Source organism: Ruminococcus intestinalis (assembly GCF_014288065.1).
Taxonomy (GTDB): Bacteria; Bacillota; Clostridia; order Oscillospirales; family Acutalibacteraceae; genus Ruminococcoides; species Ruminococcoides intestinale_A.
In genome coordinates this window covers 248,877-274,707 of sequence record NZ_JACOPS010000003.1, presented here as the reverse complement: position 1 = coordinate 274,707, position 25,831 = coordinate 248,877, and the positions used below count along the sequence as shown (strand labels likewise).

Below are 25,831 nucleotides of genomic sequence, written 5' to 3'. Positions count from 1 at the left end.
AAGCAGTTCCGAATTTACGAAACTGCCTTTTTATCAAATCAAGTATTAATGTTTTGGGCTTTTGCTTTTTTGAGTTTTTACAGGCGGTGGGGTAGGGGTGATTTCTTCCGCTGCGGTTCCGCCCTTTTTCTTTTTAATAATGTAAACATAAACGCAAATTGCCACAAATCCTGCAAGGCATACCGCCGTTGCAACAGCGCCCGGCTTAAATCCCTTTGGATAATACACAAGCTCTATGCTGTGCTCGCCCTTGTTGAGGTTGAATGCTATAAGCGCATTGCCGACAGGTGTAATTTCAGCTTCTCTGCCGTCAACATATGCGGTCCAGCCGCCCTCTTCATAAGGAACAGAGGTGTAGAAAAGTCCGTCCTCGCTTGCGTTTATTGTGCCCTTCATAGATGAGCCTGTAAGCTCGGTTGTTGTCATAACATCTTTGCTTATCTGTGCGTATCCCTGTTCATAAACATTTTGGTCGAGCATATTTACATACACATGCGCACTGCCTGCCTGTCCCTGCGGAAGTTCGGCATAAACAGAGATTTTATCACCCTCGTTTACATATCCGCCGCAAGCAATGTACGGTCTGCCCATTCCGAGAGTTTGTGTATTTGTCGAATCGTCGTTTATCATAAATGAAACATCGTCTTTACCGTCAATGTCGGCATAAACATACACATATCCCGAGTACGGCGCCGTGTAGTTCCACTTAAGGTGCGGTGTTGTGGTTGTATCGGTACAGTTGTAGCTGTAGTTGCCGTAAGAAAGTTTATTTACGGGGAACTGTGAGTAGTCTGTGTGTCCCTGCGAAACAACCTCAAGCTGTGTATATACATTTTCGTTTACGCCTGTTGCAAGTTTAAAGAAATCGTTTTGCTGGTCAAACGGGTTAAACTGGTCCTCGTTTTTGTTTACCTGCCACTTGAGCAAGTCGGAATTAACCATAAAGCCCATAGGAATGTAATGTTCGTTTTTGAGCAAGGTTATGCCGCCCGACTGGTAGGTATTTGTAAGGTCATAACTGTTTTTGTAAGTACCCTCTCTTGAAATCAGATACTTTAGGTTCATAAATGTGTTTGTTACAGGCGAGCTTTCGGCATATGTGTAACGGTTGCCGCTCTGCCAGCCCATCATACCGAAGTTCTCAAAGAATACGGTCATATCTTCGTTAGCCATTGAGTTGAACATTGAAAGTCCGTTATAGCCGTTGAGTGAACCGTCATTGAGGGTTTGTGTGCTTGTCATTTCGGCACGCCACATTTCCTTGGTATCTTTTTCGAGGTTATCCATATATTCAATTACAGAGGCTGTGTTACCCTCACCTCGAGGGTAATCGAATGTGCCCGTTACGGTTGTGGTTTTAACACCGATATATGCGGTAGCACCGCTTTCGCCCACGACTATGACCGCAAGTATAATCAAAAGCACCTGCTTTGGAATAATTCTTTTTGTATAGAGGAAAAGCACAATGCATACGAGTGCCGCAATAACGGCTGTACCCACGATAGCGTATGTTTCCTGTGTATCAATGGCAATCAGAATGATAACTGCCGAGAAGAGCGCCGCCAAAATTACATCCCAACAGGTGGTAAAATCAATCAGCATAAATGCTCTGTAAGCCATAACCACAATTACAAAGCTGATAAGATAGCTGAAACGGTAAGGAATCATATTTGTAAAGTGGAAGCCGTGCCAAATGTAGTCGAGCTGACGGATAACGCAGCTTAACATCATAAAGAGAACAAGACAGCCGTCAACGATTTTTTCCTTAAGTGTGATTTTCTTAGATGTAAGGAATACGATGCCGAGTACCAAAGAAACTGTACCGCAGGCAATGTTAGGCAGGGAGTCAGCCTCTTTTGTTGCCGGAGTTATGAATGTAAGAAGATTTGAGAAAATCTTTTTCATAGCCTCAAGCGTACCCAAAAGGTCGTTTGTAGAGCCTATGTTAATTGCGTATGTAGACGGGAATGTACTCGAGGTTGCGTGGGTGTTTTGCAGGGCAAAGAACGCAGGCAACAGGAAGAATGCCGTCATACCGATTGCAAGTAATGAGAAAAGTGCGGTTTTTGCAAGTTTTGTAAAAAAGCTTTTAAAGCCGTCCCACTTAACAATGCTGTATGCAATGAAAATAAGAAGAACGAAAATACAGGTAAACAAACCTATGTAGTAGTTTGAAAGCAAAGAAACCGCAAGAGTAATTGTAAGCAGTCTGAATTTGCCCTCTGTAAGGAGTTTAACAATTCCGAGTGCCACAAGCGGAGTAATGCAGACCGTGTCAAGCCATATTGTGTTCCAATAGTAGCCCATAAAGAATGCGCAGAACGAAAAAGTTGTACCGAACACAACGAGAGAAAAATCGTTCTTTTTGAAAACCGAGCGCAGGAAAATCGCTGTAAAGCAGCCTGCAAAGGCAACCTTTGCACAAACGCTGAACATAAGAAATTCCCTAAGCCACTGTGACGGAATAAATACGCACAAGAAATTCATAGGGCCTGCAAGGTAGTATGACATAAGCGAAAAGTAATTTACGCCGCCGCCCTGCGTCCAAGACCAGAACAGTGATTCGCCGTGCTTAAGCTTATCCTGAAAATCTACCAAAAACGGATAATACTGGTGCCAAAGGTCAGTAACAAGAATTTGCTTGTCGCCAAACGGAGAAACCTCCATTATCGCAAAGCCTATGGTCATAAGAACAAACGGCAGGAAAAAGGCAATTATAATGTAAATGTTTTTCTTTAAAAATGCCTTAAATCCCTTTTGCTCAACCGCAGGCTTTTCGGGCAGCTTTTTTGCTTTTGTTTGTAAAGCTGTCATAAGCATAAGAATTAAACCTCCATAAAATTGTGTTTGCCCTTTTAAAGACAGGGCATTACCGATTAGTTATGCTTTTGCATATACTATAACTTATATATTGTAACACTTTATTTAGTCAAGGTAAATAATATTTTAAAAAAAGAAAATGAATTTTGAAAAATTGTCAGTAGTACCAATGCACTTGTCAAAAATCTACAAAAACAAGGGATAAAATTTTATGTTGCTTTTTTCCACTGTTATATACATATTCGTTGTTTTATGGTATGATTTTATTAAATTAATGAAAAAGGGAGGCAGGACTATGAAAAAATCTAAAATATTAGTATCAACGGCGCTTGCACTTTGTATGGGAGCAACGGCAGTAACACCTGCATTTGCGGCAGAAAATCAAAAGTTTACATATACAAAAATCGGCGATTACAACGCAGACGGTGTAGCAAGTGTATCAGACATTACTGCATTACAGTTACAGCTTGGCGGAAATGGTACAATTTCGGGCACTGCTCTTGAGCATATCGACTTTGACGGTGACGGCGCTTTTAATGTAAATGACATTACAGAATTGCAGAAAATGGTTGCCGGTACGGAATATACTTGCTATCAAAAAACAGACAGCTCATATAAAAACATTCCTATGCGCTATTATGTCTATGACTATAACGGTAACTCTAAAGGCGATATTATTGAATATGAAACAATCGACACACCGGAGAATTACATTATGACTGTTGATGAAATGAGGAGAAATTCAGTTAAAGGAATTTCTCTCATAACATCAAAGGAACAGTTTGTCGATTTGTTTAAAGCGGAGTCGCCGGAATTTGACGACGAGTTTTTCAAGGATAACGCTCTTTTTGTAATGCTCACAGCCAGGGATTGGTATGATTATACAGGAATAAACGCCTTTGCGCTTGACGGAAACAAGCTGATAGTATATGATTATGAGGTCGAAACTTTTATGGAGTATGGCGAAAAGTGTTGTCGCAATAATATTTACAGACTGAATAAGGCTGACATCGAAAATATTACAGAAATTAACTTTTATACAGAATATTTAGCACAGTAAATCTAACCCCCTCTCCGAGCGGAGAGGGGGTTTTGCGTTTGATACAATATTGCAGGAGTTAAATTGTCAGTAGTACCAATGTACTTGTCAAAAATCGACAAAAACAGGGGATAAAATTTTCCGTCATAGCAATCTGTCGGGTGTAAACAGCTTGACTGTTTGCGTGCTAAGACTAAGTTTGACAAAACTTTTTATTATCCGATAGTTATTAATAGATTTTCAGTTTTTTACCTATAAAGCATATCACATCTTTGTTTTAATGATTAGGGTAGTATTTTGCCAAACAATTATAAAAGGTTGACCAAGCTTTTATAATCAGTTAAAAATTCAGGTAATCTCTAATTTCTCTCAATTAAAAAATAACCGTTTAAAAATCGCAATACTCCCGATATAACCTATGTTAATGTCGGGAGTATTCTTGTTTTATCATTTCTTTTCTTTAAAGGCAAAGAATCTTTGTCCTATGTAGTTGAACGCTACAAACAGGCAAGAGCCGAGTATCATTGAGGTATAGCCTGCAAACTGTTCAACCGTAAATGAGAACATTGTAAAATTATTCGCCGTACAAATCCATTTGATTAGCGGAATCGCTATGCAATACGATAGTGCGTAGCAAACGGCAATGTTCAGCGCAAAGCGTAAAATCGGTTTCCAACCCTTTTCTGTATTTTTAAATGTAAAGTATTTGTTAAGAAAATAGCTTACAATACTGCCGATTAAGTATCCGAGAGCCGAGGCGAGCCACACACCCCATTCGTATCTGTCCCACGCAAAAAGCGCAAAGAGCACAAACTGCAAGCCGTTGCCAACGAGGGTATTAATTACGCCGACCAGAATAAACTTCCAAAACTTTATATCAAAAAACTTTTTTATAAAATCGCCCATAATTATTCCTTTTCCTCGTTGTTTTCGTCCTCAAAATTAGAGAATTTTGTTATGTAAATCGGTCTGTCCTTGGTTTCCATATAAATTCTGCCTATGTATTCGCCAAGAATACCGATAGACATTTCGGTAATTCCGCCCAAAAACAGAACCGCACACAAGGTAGTTACATAACCCGGTGTGGTAATTCCGAAAAACAACGTCTGAACAAGGGTTATCATTATATAGATAAGCGAAATAACAAAGATTATCGCACCCATTACTGCCGTAAAACGGAGGGGAGCAACCGAAAAACAGGTAATTCCGTCAATCGCATAACGAAAAAGACTTGAGAATTTCCATGTTGTCTGTCCAAGCTGACGGTCAACGGTTTTAAATGAAATCCATTTTGTGTTGAAACCTACCCAAGAGAATATTCCCTTTGAAAATCTCTGAACTTCGGCGAGTTCAAGAATAGAATCGACGACCTGTCTTTTCATCATTCTGAAATCCATAGCGCCGTAAGGCATTTTGGTATCAGTGAGTTTATTTGAAAGAGCAAAGAACATTTTTGAGAAAATTCCTCTGAATTTGCTTTCGCCCTCTCGTTCGTCACGCTTTGTGGCGCAGACATCGTAGCCCTCGTTTTCGAGAGCGTCTGCCATTTGTGGGAAAAGTGTCGGCGGATGCTGCAAATCGGCGTCCATAACCACCACATAATCGGCGGTGGAATGTTGAAGTCCTGCGTACATAGCCGCCTCTTTACCGAAATTCCTTGAAAATGAAATATACTTTACATTGGAAAACTGCTTTGCGAGCTTTTTCATAACAAGGTAAGTTTTATCTTTACTGCCGTCATTGACAAGGATATATCGAAATGAATATTCGGGCATTGAGTCAATAACCTTATTGGTTTCAAGCACAAAATGCTCAAGTCCCTCTTCTTCGTTGTAACACGGTACTATTAAATCTATAGTTTTCATAATAATTCGCCTTTATGTTGTTAAATTTGTATAAGCCTATAATTATTTTTATTATACCAAAAGTACACACAAAAGTCTATATTTTTATAAATTATTTGAGAAGTGACAAAAGGTAAATTTATTTTTGTTAAAGTTGGAATAACAAAAAAATAAAATCACAAAAAGAAAAACGGCAAAACCTTAGCGGTTAAGCCGTTTTTTAAGTGGTTGCGGGAGCCGGATTTGAACCGACGACCTTCGGGTTATGAGCCCGACGAGCTACCGAGCTGCTCTATCCCGCGATATTTATTGCCTGTATCTTTACAGCTATATTATAATACACCTTGTTATCAGATTTGTCAAGCCTTTTTATAATATATTTTTAAAAAATCAAAAATATATTTGCAAGCCGTAAATGTTTTGTAATATCGGCAATATTATTCGGGCTTTTTGTTGTTTAGTTTTACTTTGATTATTGCATTTTTTGTATGATATTGGTATAATAAAAATACAGCTCATTTGCTGAAAAGGGAGGAATTTTTTATGTGTCAGAAAAAACCGTATTACATCACGACACCGATTTACTATCCGTCAGGCAATCCGCATATCGGACATTGCTATACAACTGTTGCTTGCGACTCCATCGCTCGTTACAGACGAATGCAGGGCTATGATGTAATGTTTCTTACGGGTACTGACGAGCATGGTCTTAAAATTGAGCAGAAAGCTGCCGAAAAGGGTGTGACTCCCAAGGAATATGTTGACGAAGTAGTTAAAACCTTCAAGAGCCTTTGGAACTTTATGAATGTTGACTATGACAGATATATAAGAACCACCGATGATTACCACATCAAGACTGTTCAGAAGATTTTTAAAGAACTTTACGATAAGGGATACATTTATAAGGGCGAGTATTCGGGTAAATACTGCACTCCTTGTGAGAGCTTTTGGACAGAAAGCCAGCTTGTTGACGGCAAATGTCCGGATTGCGGCAGAGAGGTTACAGAGGCTAAGGAAGAGGCTTATTTCTTCAAAATGGCACCTTTTGCCGACAGAATTGAAAAATTACTTACGGAAACCGACTATTTACAGCCGAAAACCCGTGCGACAGAGCTTGTAAACAACTTTATCAAGCCGGGTCTTGAGGACCTTTGTGTGTCGAGAACTTCTTTTAAGTGGGGTATTCCTGTAACTTTTGACGATAAGCATGTTATATATGTGTGGATTGACGCACTTTCAAACTATATTTCTGCGCTTGGTTTTTATAACGATGCTTATAATGATTTTGATAAATTCTGGCCTGCCGATGTGCATATGGTTGCAAAGGATATTATGCGTTTCCACGCTATCATTTGGCCTGCAATGCTTATGGCTCTCGATTTGCCGCTTCCAAAGCACCTTGCGGTTCACGGTTGGATTACTTTTAACGGTCAGAAGATGAGTAAATCACTCGGCAATGTTGTAGACCCGTTTGTACTTGGCAAGAGATACGGCGCAGACGCTATCCGTTATCACATTCTTCGTGAAATGGCACTCGGCGCAGACAGCTCGTTCTCTAACGAAATTATGATAAACCGTATTAACTCCGACCTTGCAAACGGCTTTGGCAACCTTGTGTCAAGAACCGTTGCAATGGTTGAAAAATATTTTGGCGGCACACTTCCTACAGAGCGTGAAGGCGGAGAATTTGACGATGACCTCATCGCAACCGCTACCGCACTTAAGTCGAGCGTTGATGACTTTATTGATAAAACCCAGCTTAACAATGCGCTCGCCGAGATTTTCAAGGTAGTTTCCCGTGCTAACAAGTACATTGACGAAACAGCACCGTGGGTGATTGCAAAGGACGAAACAAAGAAAGCAAGACTTGCAACTGTTCTTTACAATTTGCTTGAAACTATCAGAATCACAGCCACACTTCTCTCTGCATTTATGCCGACTACAATGCCAAAGGCACTTGAGCAGATTGGCGCTTGCGAGAAGTGCGCTACTTACGAAAATGCCGATAAATTCGGTGTTCTTCCGCTTGATGTGACAGTCAAGAAAGGTGAGGCTCTTTTCCCGAGAATTGATGTTGAGAAAGAAATCGAAGAACTCAACGCAATTATCAAGAATAACGAAAAGGTTGACGAAAAGACAGAGAAACTCAAAGAAGAAATTGAGGGCGTTGCTCAAATCGGTATTGACGATTTCTGCAAGGTTGACCTCAGAGTTGCCGAAATTAAGGCTTGCGAGCCGATTAAAAAGGCTAAAAAGCTTTTGAAACTCACAATTTTTGACGGTGTAAAAGAGAGAACCGTTGCTTCGGGTATCGCAAAATTCTATACACCTGATGACCTTATCGGAAGAAAGATTATTCTTGTATCAAACCTCAAGCCTGCAAAGCTCTGCGGTGTTGAAAGCTGCGGAATGATTCTTGCCGCAACTTGCGGAGAAGAAATAAAGGTAATCTTTGTAGACGATATGGAACCCGGCTCAAAAATCAGCTGATTTGTTTTAAATTAAAATTGTTGCCCGATTACGGATTTTCCGTAGTCGGGCATTTTTGTGCATTTATATTCTAATGTTGGGGGTAATATTAACAAATTATGGTTTAGCAAATTGATTTGCCAATCAATTATAAAAGTTTGGTCGACCTTTTCAAAGGTCGTGGGTGTGGGCAAAGCCCACAAATACTTTCCGTTTATGCAGTCTGACGATAGCCAAACAGCTCGCTGTTTGGCGGCTTGAACACAACGGCGAAAGCCTTTGCGAGAGCAACAAAAGGAAATAAACATCATTTTCATAGTCAACGCAATGCGTTGACTATGTTTTTAGCATTTCTGTTTATAATGGCTGTCGCCTGTTTTAACAAACTTAGTTTTAGCACGCAAACAGCGTGGCTGTTTGCGCCTGATAAATTGTTGTATCGGAAGATTTTATGGGCGCTGCCCAAACCCGCAATTTTTGAAAAAATTGAGTAAACTTTTTTGTTTTTGGAAGGATAATTTAGCGTTAGCTAAACTTCATCAAATCAAAACACCCGATTACGGTAAAAGTGTGATCGGGTGTTTTATCATATAATCTTATTAAAAATTACTTTTTAAATCCGTCTTTAAGTGACACACTGCGGTTAAATACAAGGTGTTCGGGTGAAGAATCCTTATTGTCTACGCAGAAGTAGCCTATTCTCATAAACTGGAAGCTCTGCGGAGCAACAGCGGTTTCAAGGTTTTTCTCTGCCTTACAGCCTGTAAGAACTTCAAGTGACTTCGGATTAAGGTAGTCAAGGAAGTTTCTGTCGCCTGTATCGGGATCGGGTACTGTAAAGAGGTTGTCGTAAAGTCTTACCTCTGCATCTGCGCAGTTGTTTGCGTCAACCCAATGGATTGTACCTCTTACTTTTCTGCCGTCAGGTGTGTTGCCGCCTCTGGTTTCGGGGTCATACTCGGCATAAACCTCAACAACATTGCCGTCCTCGTCCTTTTTACAGCCTGTGCACTTAACAATGTATGTCGATTTAAGTCTTACCTCGTTGCCGGGGTAAAGGCGCTGATACTTTTTGATTGGCTCTTCCATAAAGTCGTCTGCCTCAATAAAACATTCTCTTGAGAAAGTAACCGTTCTTGTACCGTCCTCCGGTCGGTTCGGGTTGTTTTCAACTTCAAACTCCTCAACCTTACCCTCCGGATAGTTTGTGATAACGAGCTTTATAGGGTGGAGTACGCACATTGCACGCTTTGCGTTCTCATTTAAATCGTCACGCAGGCAATGCTCAAGAAAACCGTACTCAACGATAGAATTTACCTTTGATACGCCGATCTGCTCCGTAAACGAACGGATAGACTTAGGGGTATAACCTCTTCTTCTAAGTCCGCAGAGCGTAGGCATTCTTGGGTCATCCCAACCGCTTACATAATTCTTTTCAACAATTTCACGGAGTTTACGCTTTGACATAACTGTGTTGTTAATGCCAAGACGGGCAAACTCAATCTGACGAGGCTTGTTAGGAACGGAAATATTATTGATAACCCAATCGTAAAGTGGACGGTGAGCTTCAAACTCAAGTGAGCAAAGGCTGTGAGTGATACCCTCGATAGCATCTTCAATCGGGTGAGCAAAATCGTACATAGGGTAGATGCACCACTTGTCGCCTGTGCGGTGGTGAGTAAGACGGTTAATTCTGTAAATAACAGGGTCACGCATATTAAAGTTGCCTGACGCAAGGTCGATTTTTGCACGGAGCGTCATTTTGCCGTCCTCAAATTCGCCTGCTTTCATTCTTGCAAAAAGGTCAAGGCTTTCTTCAATCGGTCTGTCACGATACGGGCTCTTTGCCGGTGTTTGTGTATCGCCTCTGTTTTCTCTCATCTGTTCGGGTGTGAGTTCGCATACATATGCAAGTCCCTTTTTAATAAGTTCGACAGCGTAATCGTACATTTGGTCAAAGTATTCCGATGCAAAGTAGAAACGGTCTTCCCAGTCAAAGCCGAGCCACTTGATGTCCTCTTTGATAGCGTCTACATACTCTACATCTTCCTTTGTAGGGTTTGTGTCGTCCATACGAAGATTGCAGATGCCGCCGAATTTCTCGGCTGTGCCAAAGTCAATGCAAATAGCCTTTGCGTGACCTATGTGGAGGTAGCCGTTTGGCTCGGGGGGAAAACGGGTGTGTACCTTTTTGCCCTCAAATCTGCCGCCCTCGGCAATATCCTCTTCAATAAATGTATGAATAAAGTTACCGTTCGGAACTTCGGTAGCTTCGGTATTCTTAATATCTTCTGCCATATAATATCCCTCTGTATTACTCAATTTTGCAAGATTTTTAATTAATCTGAAGCAAAAGTCGTTTTATTCTGCAAGTATTGCCATACCTTTTTCAAGTCTTGCAAGTGACTCATCTCTGCCGAGAATGTCAAGAATTTCAACAGCACCGCCCGGTGTAACGGTTTTGCCTGCGGCCGCAATTCTTACAGGCCACATTACCGTGCCGTTTTTAAGCTCTTTTTCGACAGCCATATTAATAAGGCAATCGTGAATTGAAGTTTCGTTCCATTCAGGCATAGCCTTTAATCTGTCATAAGCCTCTTTCAAAACTACGGGTGAATTTTCAAGATTTGTCTTGCTCTTTTTATTTACGAAAAGTTCCTTTGTGTAACTCGGCAATTCTGCAAAGAAATCGAGCATTTCAGGAATCTGTGTAAGCTGTGTTGTACGCTTTTGGAGTATTGCCGCAAACTTTTCGTATGGCATCTGTTTGTCGCCAAATACCTTTTTATAGTAAGGCATTGCAACCTCGGTGAATTTTTCAGGGGTCATAGCCTTGATGTATTCGCCGTTAAACCAAGAGAGTTTATCGTAGTCAAATACAGCGGGTGACTTGCTGATGCCGCTTATGTCAAATGCCTTTTCAAGCTCCTTAAGAGTGAAAATTTCCTGATTGTCTTTCGGGCACCAACCGAGAAGTGCAATATAGTTAATGATAGCTTCCGGTAAGTAACCCTCGTCAATCAAATCATAAAAGCCTGTTGCACCGTGACGCTTTGAAAGTTTGGATACATTGCCGTCAGCGTCCTTACCCATAATGAGCGGGAGGTGAATATAAGTAGGAATTTCCCAACCGAATGCCTCGTAAAGGAGGTTGTACTTAGGTGTTGAGCTAAGGTACTCACAGCCACGGACAACATGAGTAATGCCCATTGTGTGGTCGTCAATTACATTTGCAAAGTTGTATGTCGGGTAGCCGTCTGTTTTAATAAGAATTTGATCCTGCAACTCTGTATTTTCAACGGTGATTTCACCGAATACTGCGTCAGTAAAGGTTGTACTGCCCTCAATCGGCATTTTTTGACGAATTACATAAGGAACGCCCTCGGCAAGGAGTCTGTCGATTTCTTCCTGCGGAAGGTCACGGCAATGTCTGTCATAGCCGCCGCCGACTGTTTCGTTCTGGATTTTTTCAAGGCGCTCTTTTGAGCAGAAGCAACGGTAAGCCTTGCCCTCTTTTATAAGCTGTTCGGCGTAAGGAAGATACATATCCTTTCTCTCTGACTGAACATAAGGGCCAAAGTCGCCGCCGAGGTCAGGACCTTCGTCGTGTTGAAGTCCTGCAAGTTTTAAAGTATTATAAATAACATCAACCGCACCGTCAACAAGTCTTTCACGGTCGGTATCTTCGATTCTCAAAATAAATTTGCCATTTTGGGATTTTGCAACAAGGTACTCGTAAAGAGCGGTACGCAGGTTGCCGACATGCATAAATCCTGTAGGACTTGGAGCATATCTTGTACGAACTGTAAGCTCAGGCATAGTTTTACCCTCTCTCTATAAAAATTAGCTTTATTCTTTATTATATCAATAATGGCGGTACTTTTCAATATTTTTAACCGCTTTTTTTGGTTGATGCATAAAAGTTATGTGTGTGGGCAATGCACGCTGACAGTTGAAAATTACACAGCCTTACTTAATATCTCGCAAAAACTCAATATTCTCATACGAATGTTCAACTTCTTTTGAGTACAAGCCGATTATTCTGTGTCTGTCATCAGCAGTTAAGCTGCCCTTTTCGGCAAATTTATACATCTGCAAAATATATGCCGATTTAACCGCAAGTGCCGTTAAATCAAAACATTCCGTAACATCATAGCTGTCTATTGAGTTTAAAAAATATCTGAAAATATAGTAATAAATCAGGTTTTTATACTCGTATTCGTAATTGCGTATGTATTCTCTGAATTTCAGAATATCGTCTTTATTCGGCTTATATTTGCTTGCGCCCGTAAGAAGATGTTTCCATTCGGCGGTCATTATGTCAAGCTGTAACAGCAAATTTACAGTTTGACCGTACTCTTTTATAAAACTATCCTCTGTAATCACAGCGGATTTGTAACAGATTCCGTCAAATTCGGACTGAACCTTTAAGCAAATTTGATATATGCCGTTCAGGCAATCGAATATATCGTTATCCGTATTTTTCAGTACCGCAAATATTTTTTGCCTTGCACCCAATAACAATTGCATTACCGAAAAATCATAATCGCACGGCTCGGCATCTTCTCTGTTGTCTGCGGTAATGATTTTATCCATTGCACCGTTTTTCAGCATTAATCTTAGTGCTTCGGGACAGGCAAGCGAGAGTATTTTTTCCTGAAATTGCGAATAATCGAGCGTTATCCTCGGAAATCTTTTGCAGGTTTCGCAAAGTGCGTTTTCGCCCATATTTATATAAATATCGCAGAGCATATCTTTATTCCAGAACGGGCAACGGTTGTTGTTAAGAGTAAAAATTCTGTCGCCGTCAGCGTCAATTGTCATTACACTTCTTAGCTTTTCTCCGAATGCCCCGTCTGCGTTTTTATATTTTATATAGCTGTCATCGTCAACCACAACATCCCATTCTTTGCAGCAGCTGTCGGGACATTTGTCGGCTATACATTTAAAATCTTTGTAAAATTCGTGGTAAGCGGTTTTCATAAATACAACCCCGTTGTAAATTGTCAGTTTATTTATAGTTTGGCAGAGTGTTTTATCGGATAATTATAAAAGTTTGGTCAACCTTTTATTATTACTCCTTATAGCACAACTCCCGACTGTAACTTTCGTTAAAGTCGGGAGTAAAAATTACATCTCTGTGATTATCTCATTTACAGTTTTTCCCGGAGGAATCATAGGAAGTACATTCTGGTCCGGACTGATTCTGCAATCAACGAGTACAGGCTTATTAAGAGCAAATGCCTTTTCAAGTACAGGCTTAATATCTTCTTTTGTGTTAATTCTCATACCGTCAATACCAAATGCATTGGCAAGTGCGACAAAGTCGGTTGCACGGTGCGGGTCGGTCTGTGAGAAACGGTTGCCGTAAAACAACTTCTGCCACTGACGAACCATACCGAGAACTGTGTTGTTCATAACAAGGATTACAACAGGCAAGTCATATGATTTCATAGTAACAAGCTCGTTTAAGTTCATATGAAAACTTCCGTCGCCCGTAACAAGTACAACTCGCTTGTCGGGATGAGCTGTTTGTGCGCCGATTGCTGCGCCCATACCAAAGCCCATTGTGCCAAGTCCGCCCGAAGTAAGGAGTGTGCGTGGTGTCTGTGCTTTATTGAACTGCGCAACCCACATCTGATGCTGTCCTACATCGGTAGCAACAATGTCATCGTCACTCTTTATTTCATTGAGTGCGCCGAGAATTTCTTTCGGCTGCGGATACTTGTCGTCGGCAGGAATTTTATTATCAAGATAATGTTTCCATTCGCCGAGAGTTTCAAGCCATTCTGCGTGATTCTGCTGTTCCATACCGTCGCAGAGTGCCTCAAGTATATATTCAAGGTCACCGAGCACATACTCGCTTACCTTAACATTTTTATTGATTTCTTTTTCGTCAATTTCAAGCTGTACAATTTCAGCCTGTGCGCCGAATTTATCTCTGTCGCCAGCAACACGGTCAGAAAATCTTGCACCGCACGCAATAATAAGGTCGCACTTGTCGGTAGCCATACCTGTTTCATAGCCTCCGTGCATACCTATATTACCCATACAAAGCGGGTGGTCGGCAGGAATACAGCCAAGTCCCATAAGCGAACAGCAAACGGGAATATCTGTAAGCTCTGCAAATTTTTTGAAAATTTCCGTTGCGTTTGCGCTGATAATACCGCCGCCTGCATATATAATAGGCTGTTTGGCATTTCTTATCATATCCTGAACTTTTTTGATTTTTTCGGGATTTTTAATGCTTACTCTTTCAACTTCTTTAGGCTTTACAACCTCAAATTCGGTTTTGTTTGCGGTAACATCCTTTGGTACATCAACCAAAACAGGACCTTTTCTGCCTGATTGAGCAATTTCAAAAGCCTTACGGAGAGTAGGAGCAAGGTCTTCGACTTTTTCTACAAGGAAACTTGCTTTTGTGATTGGCTTTACAATGTTTACAATATCAACTTCCTGAAAACTGTCCCTGCCAAGCTGGTCGGTAGTAACATTACCTGTGATTGCAACAACAGGTATACTGTCGATATTTGCGGTAGCAATACCTGTAACAATATTAGTGGCACCCGGACCTGAAGTTGTAATTACAACACCTGTTTTGCCTGTAGCTCTTGCGTAACCGTCGGCAGCGTGTGACGCACCCTGCTCGTGAGCGGTAAGAATATGGTTGATTTTGTCGCTGTACTTATAAAGAGCGTCATATGTATTAAGAGCCGCACCGCCCGGATAACCGAATACGGTATCAACTCCTTGCTCTAACAAACACTCACAAATAATTTCTGCACCTGAAAGCTGCATTTAACCTCTCTCCAATCCTCTTTATATGGCTTACAAATCTATTATATCAAAATGCCATCAGATTTAAATTCTTTAAATATACGTTACCTTTTATTTTACATAATAACAGCAAAAAAGTCAATATTTTTATAATTATAAGATGTTTGTTGCAAAGAGGTGATAAATGAATATTAATTTATAAAGACAAAAATATAAAGACAAAAAGTTTGATGTTAAAATTCCGATAAAAATAATAGGCTTCGCACGGGTTTATAAAATTCGATAATGGTATCAATCGTGTTTGTGTATCTGAGATTCTGTGGCGCAGGTTTTTCAAGGTCAATCTTTTTGTCGCAGTCCCATATATTCATTTTCCGGTCATAATAGTCTGTTTCTTTAAACATAAAAGCTCTTTAAAAGTGATAATAAAAAAAGTGTATCATACAAAACAAAATAAAACAAATTAGTATTTTACGGAAAAACAGATTAAAAGGTTATTTTTAGCCACATTTTTATAATATGAATTACAAAATTTGATAAAAACACCCACAAACAATTTTGTTTAATATTGACATAATGGTAAATATATGAGAAAATATTAGTGCAAAATTTTACAAAGGAGTATTTAACAAATGAACAATAAGATGTTAAAAAAAGCAGTATCGGCATTGCTTGCGGTTGTTGCAGTTTCGTCTGTTGCAATCAGTGCGTCTGCGTATGACATAAATAAATACGATTTAAACAGTGACGGAATTCTTGATGTGCGAGATGTCACCTATCTGCAAAACGCCATTGCAAACGGCGATAATATTGACGGCAAAGCAGACTTTGACGGTTCGGGCTCTATAAACATAAACGATGTTACCTATGCCCAAAATATAATTAACGGCAGTTTTTATATAAAGCCTGACTTTAATTTGCAGTCAAATTCAAAGAGCAAACTTAATTTAAAGAGCGTGTATATAGGCGCTGACAGTAAATATCCGAACAATGCTTACCATCCAAAGGTTGTGGATACAGGCGAAAAATGGAACGGATACCGCTATTGGCTGTCATACACACCGTATCCGAACGGAAACGATAAGTACGAAAATCCGACAATTGTCGGTTCAAACGACCTTATAAATTATTCGGAAATCAAATTTTGCGAGGGTATTCGAGATGATTACAAGGCAGGGGTAAGGTTTAATTCCGACTCCGAGCTTGTGTATAATCCCGACAAAAACCGTTTGGAACTTTTTTGGCGATATACAGATTACGAAAAAAACTATATGGCTCTTTATATGCGTTACTCATATGACGGCAATAAATGGAGCGGCCGTACACCTGTGTATGAAACCGATAACCGCAAAAAATACGATATGGTAAGTCCTGCAATCGTTTACGAAAACGGGACTTACAAGCTGTGGTATGTAAACGGCTACAAGGTTTGGTACAAGGAGTATAAGGGCGGTGTTTGGTCGGACAGTGCGGTGACTGCATTAACTTACCCGACAACGACATATACATGGCATATTGATGTTGAAAAAATTAACGGAAAATACGAACTCCTTGCTTGCTCGACCCAAGATAAATCAGACCGCAGGCATATGAGCCTTTACCACTCAACATCGTCAAACGGCTTTGATTGGAGCGAAGCGCAGGTTGTGCTCAAACCGTCGTCCGATCCGTCAAATTGGGACGGCGGCGGACTGTACCGTTCGGCTTTTATTTATACAAACGGTAACTATATAGTGCTGTACAGCGGAAGAAACGACAACGGCGATTTTGGCACGGGACTTGTATTCGGCGACAGTATGAATAAGTTGCAAGGTACAGACCTTGACTTTATCGGCAATCAGAAAACCTCGGCAGACAAGCTGTGGAAATATATAAATCAATAAAGGTGGGCGGGTTATGAAAAAATCATTAAAAGTAATGTCCGTCTTTATGTCGGCAATTCTTACCTTAGGCTCACTCGGCGCAGTATCGCTGACAGCAGGCGCTCAAGAAAGCATTGGCACTGTCACAAAAATAACAAGCGGTGACTTTGTTTATACCGTAGAGGACAATGTCGCTACCATTGTGGATTACACAGGCTCGGCAAACGCACTTGTAATTCCGCAGACGATAGACGGCCGCAAAATCGTACGCATTGGCGACTATGCTTTATCTAAAAAAGCAAAATTAAACAGTGTTGTTGTGCCGGAGTCAGTCGAGAGCATCGGCTCAAGTGCTTTTGAGGATTCTGTTGACCTCAAAAAGGTTACTCTGCCCGACGGCGTAACCAAAATCGGACCTTCTGCATTTTACGGCTGTTCAAAATTAACAACGGTAAATATTCCTGCCAAATTAGAGGAAATTGATGATTACACATTCAGCGGCTGTACTCAGCTTACAGATATAAAACTCTCGGAGTCGGTTACTTATGTCGGTGAAAGCGCATTTGAAGGCTGTTCAAACCTAAATTCAGTAACGCTTTCCGAAAATACAGAAACAATCGGCGATTGTGCTTTTTATGAGTGCGACTCACTTTACAGTATAAATCTTGAAAATGTAAGTCAGATTGGCGCAGGCGCCTTTGTGTATTGCGCAAATCTCGATGATATTGACCTTACGAACTGCTCGCTTATAGGCGAAAATGCGTTTTCCGTATGTCAAAGCCTTATTAATATAAAATTCCCCGACTCTATATACTCAATTCCGCAAACTGCCTTTGAATACACTCTTTGGGAGCAGAGTGCTCCTGACGGTGTGCTTTATGCAGGCGACTTTGCATACAAGATAATCGGTGATTTTACAGACAGCACATTGACATTTAAAGATGATACATACGCAATTAATGACGATTTCCTTTCTTATAACGAATATGTTAAAAAAATCAATTTGCCAGACAGCCTTACAAGTATCGGTGTGTCGGCTTTTGAAAGCTGTTCGAATTTAAAGGAAATTACTATCCCTAATCGTTGTTCTGTGCAGGCTATGGCGTTTTATGATTGTTCAAGTCTTACAGACATAAATTATAATGAAACTGCGGTATGGACAGCGCCGTCTGCATTTGTAGAAACAGCTTGGTACAACAGCCAGCCCGACGGTATTGTATATCACGGCAAATCAGCTTGTGCATATAAGGGCGACTTTAAGGCAAACGAAACTATAAAAGACGGTACGGTTGTTGTGGCTGACGGTCTTTTCTACGGTGACGAGGAACTGACAAGCATTGATATAGCCGACAGTGTAGAGAATATAGGCAGTATGGCTTTTGAGGAATGTATAAATCTTAGAGAGGTAAAACTGCCGAAGAGTTTATATACAATTTGTGAAGAAACATTTTACGGCTGCGAAAGTCTTGAAAGTATCACTTTACCCGATGTTGTAAATATCGGTGAGTCGGCTTTTGCACATTGTATAAGCCTTAAGAATATCGTTATTCCGGAAAGCGTGGAATTCGGTATTGACGACAGTGCTTTTTTAAACTGCACTTCACTTCAGAAAGTAACCGTTAACGGAAATATTCAACAGATTGGTTCTGCAGTATTTATGAACTGCGAAAATCTTAAATCAATTAACATTCCGAAAAGCGTTGAATCAATCGGCAATGATGTGTTTGAATTTTGCGATAATGTAACAATCAAATGTTACGAAAATTCATATGCTCACGAATACGCAAAAACAAACGGCATTAATTATTCGTTGATTTTTGATGAGAGAGAATTCGGCGACATCAACAATGACGGCAAAGTAGATGTAAACGATGTAACTCATTTGCAGAGATATATTGCAGGCTTTACCGATGAGAGCGGTGCACCGATTATTCCTGACAGCGACCTTGGCTATGCGGATATAACAGATGAAGGCACAATTGATTCAAGAGATGTTACAGCTTTGCAGATGATACTTACAAATAAGTAATCGGATAATTTTATTAGATTATGGTTTAGCGGAGTGTCGCTCGGGGATTGAAATTTAGCTAACGCTAAATTATCCGTCCAAAAACAAAAAAGTTTACTCAATTTTTTCAAAAATTGCGGGTTTGGGCAGCGCCCATAAAATCTTCCGATATAACAATTTATTAGGCGCAAACAGCCACGCTGTTTGCGTGCTTGCACATAGTTTGAAAAACAGGCGACAGCCTTTTATAAAAGAAATAATTAACTTTTTTCATTATATAGTGAATGTCTTTTCTTTTTGCTTTCGCATTTAAAGGCATTCGCCGTTGTGTTAAGTCGCCAAACAGCTTGCTGTTTGGCTATCGTCAGATTGCAATAAACGGAAAGTATTTGTGGGCGTTGCCCACACCCACAACCTTTGAAAAGGTTGACCAAACTTTTATAATTGCTTTTCCAATTTATTCCGCTAAATAATAATTTATCCCGGCATTTAATAGAAATCATAAAAAAGCCCCCGAAATCCGCATAGTAGATTTCGGGGGCTTTTATTTAACAGAATTAATTTATCTGTACATTATTCTTGAACCGATGTAGTTTAACTCTTTGGTATCGTTAGAGTCGGCATCAATCATAGCTCTCATATGGAATAATCCTGCAAGCTGGAAGTTATCGTTTGCACCGCCTATCGCAATGTATCTTGTTGTTGCAGATTTTGATGAGGAATACTGTAGCCAATAGTCACCGTAAGAAGTCAGCGCCGAAGCACCGTTTCCGAGTTTGGACGGCAGCATTACCAACGGATTATCCGAATCATATGCCATTGATTTAATGGCATATTTGCGGTTGATGTTGTCGATGTCGCTAAATCCCTCTTTTTGAAACGGTATGTCTGCATTAAGGGTATAAGTTGAACCATCCGCAGTTGAATAATTAAATTCCTGTTTGGTAAAGTTAGCGTTACTTAAAATAGTCATAACACTGCCGTAGAGATTTTCTATTCCTCTGTATTTAAAAGGAGATTTTCCGTTCCCTCGGTCAGTTATGCCCGTACAGTAATCAATGCCATCGGTTTTTCCGTTTTTAATCGGAATATTGGAAATAGCGGTTTTGCCTGTTTTTATATCAACAGGGTCACCTGAAAACGTTACTATAATATTTTTACTGCTGTCACGGGTGATAGATTCGATTTCTCTCTGATATTCTGAGGTGTTTTTGTATTCCTCCCAATCGGAGAAAATTGAGATACTGTCGCCCTCGGCAAGTCTTGATGTAAATGTGTTTGCACCTAATATAATTGTATTTGATTTTTCGGCGTCAACAATTGCAAAAGCACTTTTGTTTTCATCTTCATAGAAATAATAATCGGCTGTAACACCGCTGAAAACAGAAGATGAATTTATGTTGCCTGTTTCTATCATAAAAAGTTTTTGCAGTGCCGAATAGGTTACATAATCAAGCTCGGAATAGCCTTTCCCGTTCTTTTCCGCAGCGCTTAGTGTGTTTTTGTAAAGCATTTTTACTTCGGGATAAGTTTGCGATACGCTTAAAATTTTGTCGCCTTCATTTATACTTCCAAAGTATGCGCCTACATAAATATGATCTGCTTCTTTGCCGTCCGAACCGATAAACGCAGGGTCAACCTGATAGCCGTCATATTTTTCACCCGAAATACTGATATTTTCATATCCGTCTTTTACGGTTCTCTTTGTGTAGAATTTCGGTATTTCTACCATAACATTTCCGTTGGAGCCGTCTTCTTTGTAATTGCTGTCGCCCTCATAAGTAACAGTCTTTTTGTTGTCTTTTACAGAAACATTACAGCGTTTCATTTCGCACCACGGATAAGCATTGTCAAAATCATTGGCGCCCGTATTTGCCCATTCGTCATCAATTTTGTAATTGAAATTCATATTTACGGCGTCATCGGTTCTTTTGCAGGCAAATCTTGTGGAATCTGCTTTATACGATATGCCGTATTTTTTTGATTTATCAACTTTGTTTTCAGCGGCTTCTGAAGTTGTGTAGTCAAGTTCTCCGATCAAATCTCCCGCAACCGACATATAAAACGAATTGTCCGAAATCTTATCAAATTCAAGTGCGGTTTGCGTGCCGTTTGAGTAAAGCGTCCACTTGCCGTCTTTGTACTCTACATAGTCATCGTTTGAAAGGTCCGGGATTGTGAATGTCTGGGTAGATGAATTTGAATAGCCTTGTATAAAACTGCCGTATTCAATATATACTCCCTCATCAACATTAATTGTATCTTCCTTTGACGGGTCATAGTAGGTCAGTCTTGCGCTTACGGCATCTTCCGGTATTTCTGCGGTTGAATACGCTTTGTTTGTGTATCTGATAGAAGAATAAGAGTTAAAATCGGCGTCGTCCTCATAATATGTGTTTTCGCCGTCCTTGTTCTTAAACTGCCACAAAGCACAGTTGATTTTGCCGTAGACAGATATGTTTTTTTGTGAATTATTTACCGAAAACCATTTTGTGGTTTTGCAGTCGCTTTCATCAAGCTGTTCGTCGGTTTTATAAATTTTGCCGTTCTCGCTGTCTTTGTCAACCTGAAACAGATTGCTGCTGAACGAAACCGTCATTGATTTGGTATATTTTGCGGCAGGTTTAACGGTAAAACTCTGAACATTCGCTGAAAGCAGCGTTGATGTGGTGTTGTAATTCAAAGAATTTTCATCGTATTCGGTATATTTTGCGGCTTTTCTGTAATATACCAAAGACTTATCGTTACCGTCTGTCGAATACCAGTCGCCAAGTAATATATTAGCCTCTATATCGGACGGAAAGTCCTGAAGATACAGAACAAGCTGATACTCCGCCTCTTCGATATTTCCTTTTTCGTATAAGTCTTTTGCTTTTTGCAAAGCTGCTTTTGCGTCCGTTTGAGAACAGCCGACAAGTGCGGTTGCCGAAAAAGCGGTTAATATTGACAGGGACAGGCTTGTAAGTTTTAAAAGAGAATTTTTGTTTTTGAAATTCATATTTGTCACCTTAGTGTTTAATAAATTTCTTTGTAACTTTTGAAATAAGATTTTTCATTTCGCTTCTGTTGAACATTATAGGTAAGATTATAATGTATCCTACAACAGCGCATATTCCGCAAATAACTATAAGTGTGAGCCATGAGTGGATTGGGAATAAATACTGCACAAAGCAGAAAATAACCATAAGTACAAAGAATGCAATCCAGCCTCTGACAATCAGCGGATAGAAAGTTGTTTTCTTTTGCTTAAGCAAATGTGCCGAATATATAGGAATAAAGAGAATTGCTCTTAAGCTCATAAGCAGTGAGCTGATACCTGCTATAAGATATACGCCGAAGTCGCCTGTATCGCAGAAATTTAAAATAATAAGTACAGAGCCTGTGCTTAAAATACCGACAATAAGTGCAACAAGAACAGGAAGTTTCATTTTGTTGCATACCGAGTTGAGCATTGTAAGGCACTGTGTGTGCGCCGTAAACAAATATTGAATACAGGTAAGAACAGACAGAATCTGTATCATCATAATTTCCTGCGGATTTTTTTCAGGCTGCCAAAGGGTAAAAAAGTCATATCCGAATGCCATAAAGCCTGTAAGCGGCACGGTAAGAATATAGCTTAGTATTTTTGAAGTAAATTTGATTTCTTTTACAAGGTCTGCAATTTTATTCTTTGCATATAAAATTGTATAATGCGGTGTAAATACACTTGCAAGTGTGGTGATAAGCAAAGAAATGCTGTGCGGTATTGTCTTTGCAATTGAAAGCATACCCATAAGGGTTGCACCGAGAGTAAGGTTGCATATAAGCAAATCAAGACCTGAAAGGAATGTATTGCTTAACTGTGCAAGCGACATCCATATGCCTGCCGCAATAAGAGTTTTTACAAGGTCAAAGCGGAATTTTTTAATGCTGATTTGAACATCGGGCAAAATACGCTTTTTTACGCTTACATTTGCAAGCAAAAGGAAAATGCCGCTGGCAAGCATTGCTGTAGCGAGTGTGTAAAGTTTTACACCGAAAAAGCCGATAAGTAAGAATAATACGGCTATTTTGATAAGGTTAGAAATAATATCACGAATTGAATTAATATCAATACGGTTCTTAACATAGGTTGCTGTTGTAAAAATAGCGGTAATAACGCTGATAACAAAGGTTAAGAAAGTTATGCCGAAAGTGATTTTTACATTTGTGACAAGGTCTTCGACTGTTGCCGTTGACGCAGGAATAACAAGTATTTTGTCAATAAAGAATGTAAGAAACGTAGCGGCAACAAGCATTACTGCCGCAATTATAAGGTCTGCAACAAGTACGGAGCTGAAAAGTTTTGACGCTTTTTCTTTATCGCCACGGTGGTAGGCAAGAGAGATAAATCTGCCCGACATAGAGTTGAGCGCAGATGTAACTACCGTTGCATACTGAACAAAGTTGTTTGCAAGTCCTATAAATCCGTAAGCCTCCGTACCGAGTTCCTGTGTAAGGTACGGTGTGAGGAAAAAGTTAATACCCGTAGTTACCGCAAAAGAGATGAGTGATGCAATAACATTGATTGACATTTGTTTTCCTGATGATTTTTCTGCCATTGGTCTTATCCTTTCAAAATTACTTTAATGCCGAAAGATATTCAGCAGATTTTTTGCGCTCTTCTTCAAGCTTTTGGCGCACATTGTCTATGTCATACTCTTTGTCAATGTCGGGGGTATGAGTTGACGATAAAATTCTGTCTGACAGACCGAGATATTCAAGCAATTCTTGAGATCTTATATTGACAGAGGCGGCGGTTTCGGTTTCTACAATAAATTTTTTACCGTAAATAACCGAAAAAGCATTGCCGTGAAAGGAATTTGTGCACACATATGCGGCATTTTTTATAAGTCCTATAAACTTGTCTGCCGTAACAGGGTCAAGGTATTCGATGCGCTCGTGTGCGACAGGGTGGCGGTTGTTGAGGTAAAGAATTTTCATATCCTTTTCCTCTGCAAGTTTGATTGCATAATCAATCAATTTTTTTGGTTTAAGTACATTAAACAGGAATATGTACGGTTCTGATTTTTTGTCATAAGCGATTTTATCCCAATTGCTTGAGTCAAGCAAGAGTGTAGGGTCAATATTTACCGATGCTTCTTTGCCCGTAAGTTCACGCACGATTTCTGCGCCGCTTTTTTCACGAACGGAACAGCCCTGAAAATCGGATATTCTCTTTGCAAATTCATCTTTAAGATTATCGGGATATTTTTTTACCGCAATGCTTGCCGCATAGCTGTATTTTTGATTTGAGTCGGCAAAGGTAAGAAAATATGCCGGGTCAAAGCCTACGCAAGTCGGACTCCATACCTGATCGCTGCCTGTTACAAATGCCTTGTATTCGCTTTTTGCGCTTGCAAGTGTGTCTTTTGTGTAAGGTCGGCTCATTTTTAAGAATTTATTTGCAAATTCATAAGTAGTCTTTCGACCTGCTCTTACACCCGATGCGGTTTTAATACTCCATAAAAAGTCCTTTACGGCGTTATTGCTTGTACGGCGGAAAGTCTTTTGATAGCGATTAACCATATAGTCGCATTTATAATCCACTATTTCATTGTCTATGCCAAGGTTAAACATAAAATTTTGTAAAGCGTAGGATTGAAGAACTGCGCCATAGCTTATAGCCTTGTGAAATGTCAGAATACCAACTTTATTTTGCATAATATCCTCTGTTTCTGTAACTATTAAGTCTTGTTTTTTTCCGTAATCCGTTGTTTACGGTAATGCTCCTGACAATTGCATATGCAAAGAACAGTGCAAGCGTCTGGTCGGCATATAACAAAACATTGCCCGACATACTGTACATAAGCAGCATAATTTCTACCGCAAGAGCAAAATAAATGTGGTAGCGCTGAATCGGGAGCAGAGTTTTGTTGTTTACAAGCATAAATGTTTTTACGAGCATATAAAGCAAAGCTCCGAAAACTATTATTGAACCGACAATGCCAAGCTCGCCCAAAAATTCATAATAGCAGTTGTGACCGAAGTAATCCCATCTGTCGCCCGAAGCGCTGAGGTAACCTTGCTGTGCAGCAAATTCATTAAATGAACCGAGCCCCACACCGATTACAGGTGATTTTGAGAACATCATAAACGAGAAGCTCCATAAGTCGCTTCTGCCTGTAAGTGTGTTGTTTTCCTCATTTGTAAATCTTGAAAATACATTACTCATTGACGGGATAAACGACATTATAATAAACAGTGCGGATGCGGCCGCAAGCACAATCACGGCAAATTTTACGATTTTGCCTTTGATTTGTGATGTGAGCATTAATACGGCAAATACCGCAACAAGACAAACTAAAATCATTCGTTTTGATGTTAAAAGCAAAGCCGAGATTTCTGCAAGAAGTCCGACAACTTCGTACCATTTTAATTTTTTGCCCGAAAAATACTTTGCCAGGTAAATGCAAATGCCCATACCCATAATGTAAGCGGCAACACTCTTATCTCTTGCAAATCCTGCATAAGAGCGGCTGTGAACAATTGCATTTCTCATACTCTGGGCAACAGCCTCATTGTGTGTAGGGTTAAGCAGCCATGAGAAGTATTTGTTCATACAATCGTCGATAGGAACGGATATAATGATAGACACGGCTATTACAAGCACAAAAACATTCATAAATTTAAGTACGGTATCAATCATTTCGTCGCTGTATTCTATCATAAGTACGGCGATGCCGACTATGTAGTAGCCTGCAATTTTAAAACTCGTGTCGGTGTCCATAGACATTGGCGCAGAAAACAACATATACGCTCCGACAATAATAAAAAGTCCGAGAGAGGTGTCTATAATTATTTTTTTGCGTATAATAAGAGCCACGAACAGTGAGCAAAGAACAAGTCCTGTCGAAAGCATAGTACGGGTGTTCATAAAATACGGGTTATAACCGCCCACGCATATTACAGCCAGGGCAGTGGAGGTAAATAAATACCACAGTGATTGAAATGTAATTTTAAATGTTTTGTTCTTCATATATATCAAATCCTA

At 39.9% G+C, this 25,831-nt stretch carries 18 protein-coding genes and 1 tRNA gene; 5 read left to right on the top strand and 14 right to left on the bottom strand.

Going from position 1 to position 25,831, the window contains the following annotated elements:
• Positions 1-45: 45 nt before the first annotated feature.
• Positions 46-2,820, bottom strand: a complete 2,775-nt coding sequence (locus H8R91_RS08180) for a YfhO family protein (RefSeq protein ID WP_186935602.1) — start codon at positions 2,818-2,820, stop codon at positions 46-48.
• 295 nt (positions 2,821-3,115) lie between these two features.
• Here H8R91_RS08180 and H8R91_RS08175 point away from each other — a divergent pair, with 295 nt between their 5' ends.
• Positions 3,116-3,880, top strand: coding sequence for a dockerin type I repeat-containing protein (locus tag H8R91_RS08175; protein WP_186935600.1), 765 nt, complete (start codon positions 3,116-3,118; stop codon positions 3,878-3,880).
• Positions 3,881-4,306: 426 nt separating this feature from the next.
• On the opposite strand, the gene H8R91_RS08170 is transcribed toward H8R91_RS08175, so the two are convergent.
• The 3 genes from H8R91_RS08170 to H8R91_RS08160 all read right to left on the bottom strand — a co-directional run bounded on the left by H8R91_RS08170 (position 4,307) and on the right by H8R91_RS08160 (position 6,005).
• The gene (locus tag H8R91_RS08170) at positions 4,307-4,765 is read right to left on the bottom strand and encodes a GtrA family protein (protein ID WP_022234671.1); all 459 of its coding nucleotides are present in this window, start codon (positions 4,763-4,765) and stop codon (positions 4,307-4,309) included.
• Positions 4,766-4,767: 2 nt separating this feature from the next.
• Positions 4,768-5,724 (bottom strand): glycosyltransferase family 2 protein, encoded by a 957-nt coding sequence (locus tag H8R91_RS08165; RefSeq protein WP_022234670.1) that lies wholly within the window; start codon positions 5,722-5,724, stop codon positions 4,768-4,770.
• A gap of 204 nt (positions 5,725-5,928) precedes the next feature.
• Positions 5,929-6,005, bottom strand: a tRNA-Met gene (locus tag H8R91_RS08160).
• A 241-nt stretch (positions 6,006-6,246) separates the two neighbouring features.
• On the opposite strand from H8R91_RS08160, the gene metG reads away from it, so the two are divergent.
• Positions 6,247-8,193, top strand: a complete 1,947-nt coding sequence (metG, locus tag H8R91_RS08155) for a methionine--tRNA ligase (protein ID WP_186935599.1) — start codon at positions 6,247-6,249, stop codon at positions 8,191-8,193.
• Between the two features lie 236 nt (positions 8,194-8,429).
• On the top strand, positions 8,430-8,666 hold the full coding sequence (locus H8R91_RS08150; RefSeq protein ID WP_186935597.1) for a hypothetical protein: 237 nt from the start codon (positions 8,430-8,432) through the stop codon (positions 8,664-8,666).
• Between the two features lie 112 nt (positions 8,667-8,778).
• Here the strand turns inward: H8R91_RS08150 and H8R91_RS08145 are convergent, their stop codons facing one another.
• From H8R91_RS08145 to H8R91_RS08125, 5 genes are all read right to left on the bottom strand, one after another.
• Positions 8,779-10,470, bottom strand: a complete 1,692-nt coding sequence (locus H8R91_RS08145) for a glutamine--tRNA ligase/YqeY domain fusion protein (RefSeq protein ID WP_186935596.1) — start codon at positions 10,468-10,470, stop codon at positions 8,779-8,781.
• Between the two features lie 63 nt (positions 10,471-10,533).
• Positions 10,534-11,991 carry a glutamate--tRNA ligase gene (gltX, locus tag H8R91_RS08140; RefSeq protein ID WP_022234303.1) on the bottom strand — a complete coding sequence of 486 codons (1,458 nt, stop codon included), beginning with the start codon at positions 11,989-11,991 and terminating at the stop codon, positions 10,534-10,536.
• 150 nt (positions 11,992-12,141) lie between these two features.
• The gene (gene fliB / locus H8R91_RS08135) at positions 12,142-13,155 is read right to left on the bottom strand and encodes a flagellin lysine-N-methylase (protein WP_186935595.1); all 1,014 of its coding nucleotides are present in this window, start codon (positions 13,153-13,155) and stop codon (positions 12,142-12,144) included.
• A gap of 147 nt (positions 13,156-13,302) precedes the next feature.
• Positions 13,303-14,970: a biosynthetic-type acetolactate synthase large subunit gene (gene ilvB, locus H8R91_RS08130; protein ID WP_186935594.1), complete on the bottom strand. Its 1,668-nt coding sequence runs from the start codon at positions 14,968-14,970 to the stop codon at positions 13,303-13,305.
• Between the two features lie 212 nt (positions 14,971-15,182).
• Positions 15,183-15,353 (bottom strand): hypothetical protein, encoded by a 171-nt coding sequence (locus H8R91_RS08125; RefSeq protein ID WP_186935593.1) that lies wholly within the window; start codon positions 15,351-15,353, stop codon positions 15,183-15,185.
• A gap of 228 nt (positions 15,354-15,581) precedes the next feature.
• On the opposite strand from H8R91_RS08125, the gene H8R91_RS08120 reads away from it, so the two are divergent.
• Entirely contained in the window at positions 15,582-16,832 is a 1,251-nt protein-coding gene (locus tag H8R91_RS08120; RefSeq protein WP_186935592.1) for a dockerin type I repeat-containing protein, read from the top strand.
• A gap of 13 nt (positions 16,833-16,845) precedes the next feature.
• A complete protein-coding gene (locus H8R91_RS08115) occupies positions 16,846-18,840 on the top strand; it encodes a leucine-rich repeat protein (protein ID WP_186935590.1) in 1,995 nt (664 codons plus the stop codon).
• A gap of 239 nt (positions 18,841-19,079) precedes the next feature.
• Here the strand turns inward: H8R91_RS08115 and H8R91_RS08110 are convergent, their stop codons facing one another.
• Genes H8R91_RS08110 through H8R91_RS08090 form a run of 5 tightly spaced genes read right to left on the bottom strand, consistent with a single transcriptional unit; the run spans position 19,080 to position 25,816 of the window.
• On the bottom strand, positions 19,080-19,322 hold the full coding sequence (locus H8R91_RS08110; protein ID WP_186935589.1) for a hypothetical protein: 243 nt from the start codon (positions 19,320-19,322) through the stop codon (positions 19,080-19,082).
• Positions 19,323-19,381: 59 nt separating this feature from the next.
• Positions 19,382-21,817: a hypothetical protein gene (locus H8R91_RS08105; RefSeq protein ID WP_186935588.1), complete on the bottom strand. Its 2,436-nt coding sequence runs from the start codon at positions 21,815-21,817 to the stop codon at positions 19,382-19,384.
• A 10-nt stretch (positions 21,818-21,827) separates the two neighbouring features.
• Positions 21,828-23,399, bottom strand: coding sequence for an oligosaccharide flippase family protein (locus H8R91_RS08100; RefSeq protein ID WP_186935587.1), 1,572 nt, complete (start codon positions 23,397-23,399; stop codon positions 21,828-21,830).
• Between the two features lie 19 nt (positions 23,400-23,418).
• Entirely contained in the window at positions 23,419-24,501 is a 1,083-nt protein-coding gene (locus H8R91_RS08095) for a polysaccharide pyruvyl transferase family protein (RefSeq protein WP_186935585.1), read from the bottom strand.
• Entirely contained in the window at positions 24,491-25,816 is a 1,326-nt protein-coding gene (locus H8R91_RS08090) for an O-antigen ligase family protein (protein WP_186935584.1), read from the bottom strand. The genes H8R91_RS08095 and H8R91_RS08090 overlap by 11 nt, the downstream gene beginning before the upstream one ends.
• Positions 25,817-25,831: the final 15 nt, after the last annotated feature.

Coding starts and splice junctions, on each gene's coding strand:
- H8R91_RS08165 (WP_022234670.1), bottom strand. CDS start 5,724: ATGAAAACTATAGATTTAATAGTACCGTGTTACAACGAAGAAGAGGGA.
- H8R91_RS08100 (WP_186935587.1), bottom strand. CDS start 23,399: ATGGCAGAAAAATCATCAGGAAAACAAATGTCAATCAATGTTATTGCA.
- H8R91_RS08125 (WP_186935593.1), bottom strand. CDS start 15,353: ATGTTTAAAGAAACAGACTATTATGACCGGAAAATGAATATATGGGAC.
- H8R91_RS08115 (WP_186935590.1), top strand. CDS start 16,846: ATGAAAAAATCATTAAAAGTAATGTCCGTCTTTATGTCGGCAATTCTT.
- H8R91_RS08105 (WP_186935588.1), bottom strand. CDS start 21,817: ATGAATTTCAAAAACAAAAATTCTCTTTTAAAACTTACAAGCCTGTCC.
- H8R91_RS08180 (WP_186935602.1), bottom strand. CDS start 2,820: ATGCTTATGACAGCTTTACAAACAAAAGCAAAAAAGCTGCCCGAAAAG.
- fliB (WP_186935595.1), bottom strand. CDS start 13,155: ATGAAAACCGCTTACCACGAATTTTACAAAGATTTTAAATGTATAGCC.
- metG (WP_186935599.1), top strand. CDS start 6,247: ATGTGTCAGAAAAAACCGTATTACATCACGACACCGATTTACTATCCG.
- H8R91_RS08120 (WP_186935592.1), top strand. CDS start 15,582: ATGAACAATAAGATGTTAAAAAAAGCAGTATCGGCATTGCTTGCGGTT.
- H8R91_RS08175 (WP_186935600.1), top strand. CDS start 3,116: ATGAAAAAATCTAAAATATTAGTATCAACGGCGCTTGCACTTTGTATG.
- H8R91_RS08170 (WP_022234671.1), bottom strand. CDS start 4,765: ATGGGCGATTTTATAAAAAAGTTTTTTGATATAAAGTTTTGGAAGTTT.
- ilvB (WP_186935594.1), bottom strand. CDS start 14,970: ATGCAGCTTTCAGGTGCAGAAATTATTTGTGAGTGTTTGTTAGAGCAA.
- H8R91_RS08145 (WP_186935596.1), bottom strand. CDS start 10,470: ATGGCAGAAGATATTAAGAATACCGAAGCTACCGAAGTTCCGAACGGT.
- H8R91_RS08095 (WP_186935585.1), bottom strand. CDS start 24,501: ATGCAAAATAAAGTTGGTATTCTGACATTTCACAAGGCTATAAGCTAT.
- H8R91_RS08090 (WP_186935584.1), bottom strand. CDS start 25,816: ATGAAGAACAAAACATTTAAAATTACATTTCAATCACTGTGGTATTTA.
- gltX (WP_022234303.1), bottom strand. CDS start 11,991: ATGCCTGAGCTTACAGTTCGTACAAGATATGCTCCAAGTCCTACAGGA.
- H8R91_RS08110 (WP_186935589.1), bottom strand. CDS start 19,322: ATGATTTCTATTAAATGCCGGGATAAATTATTATTTAGCGGAATAAAT.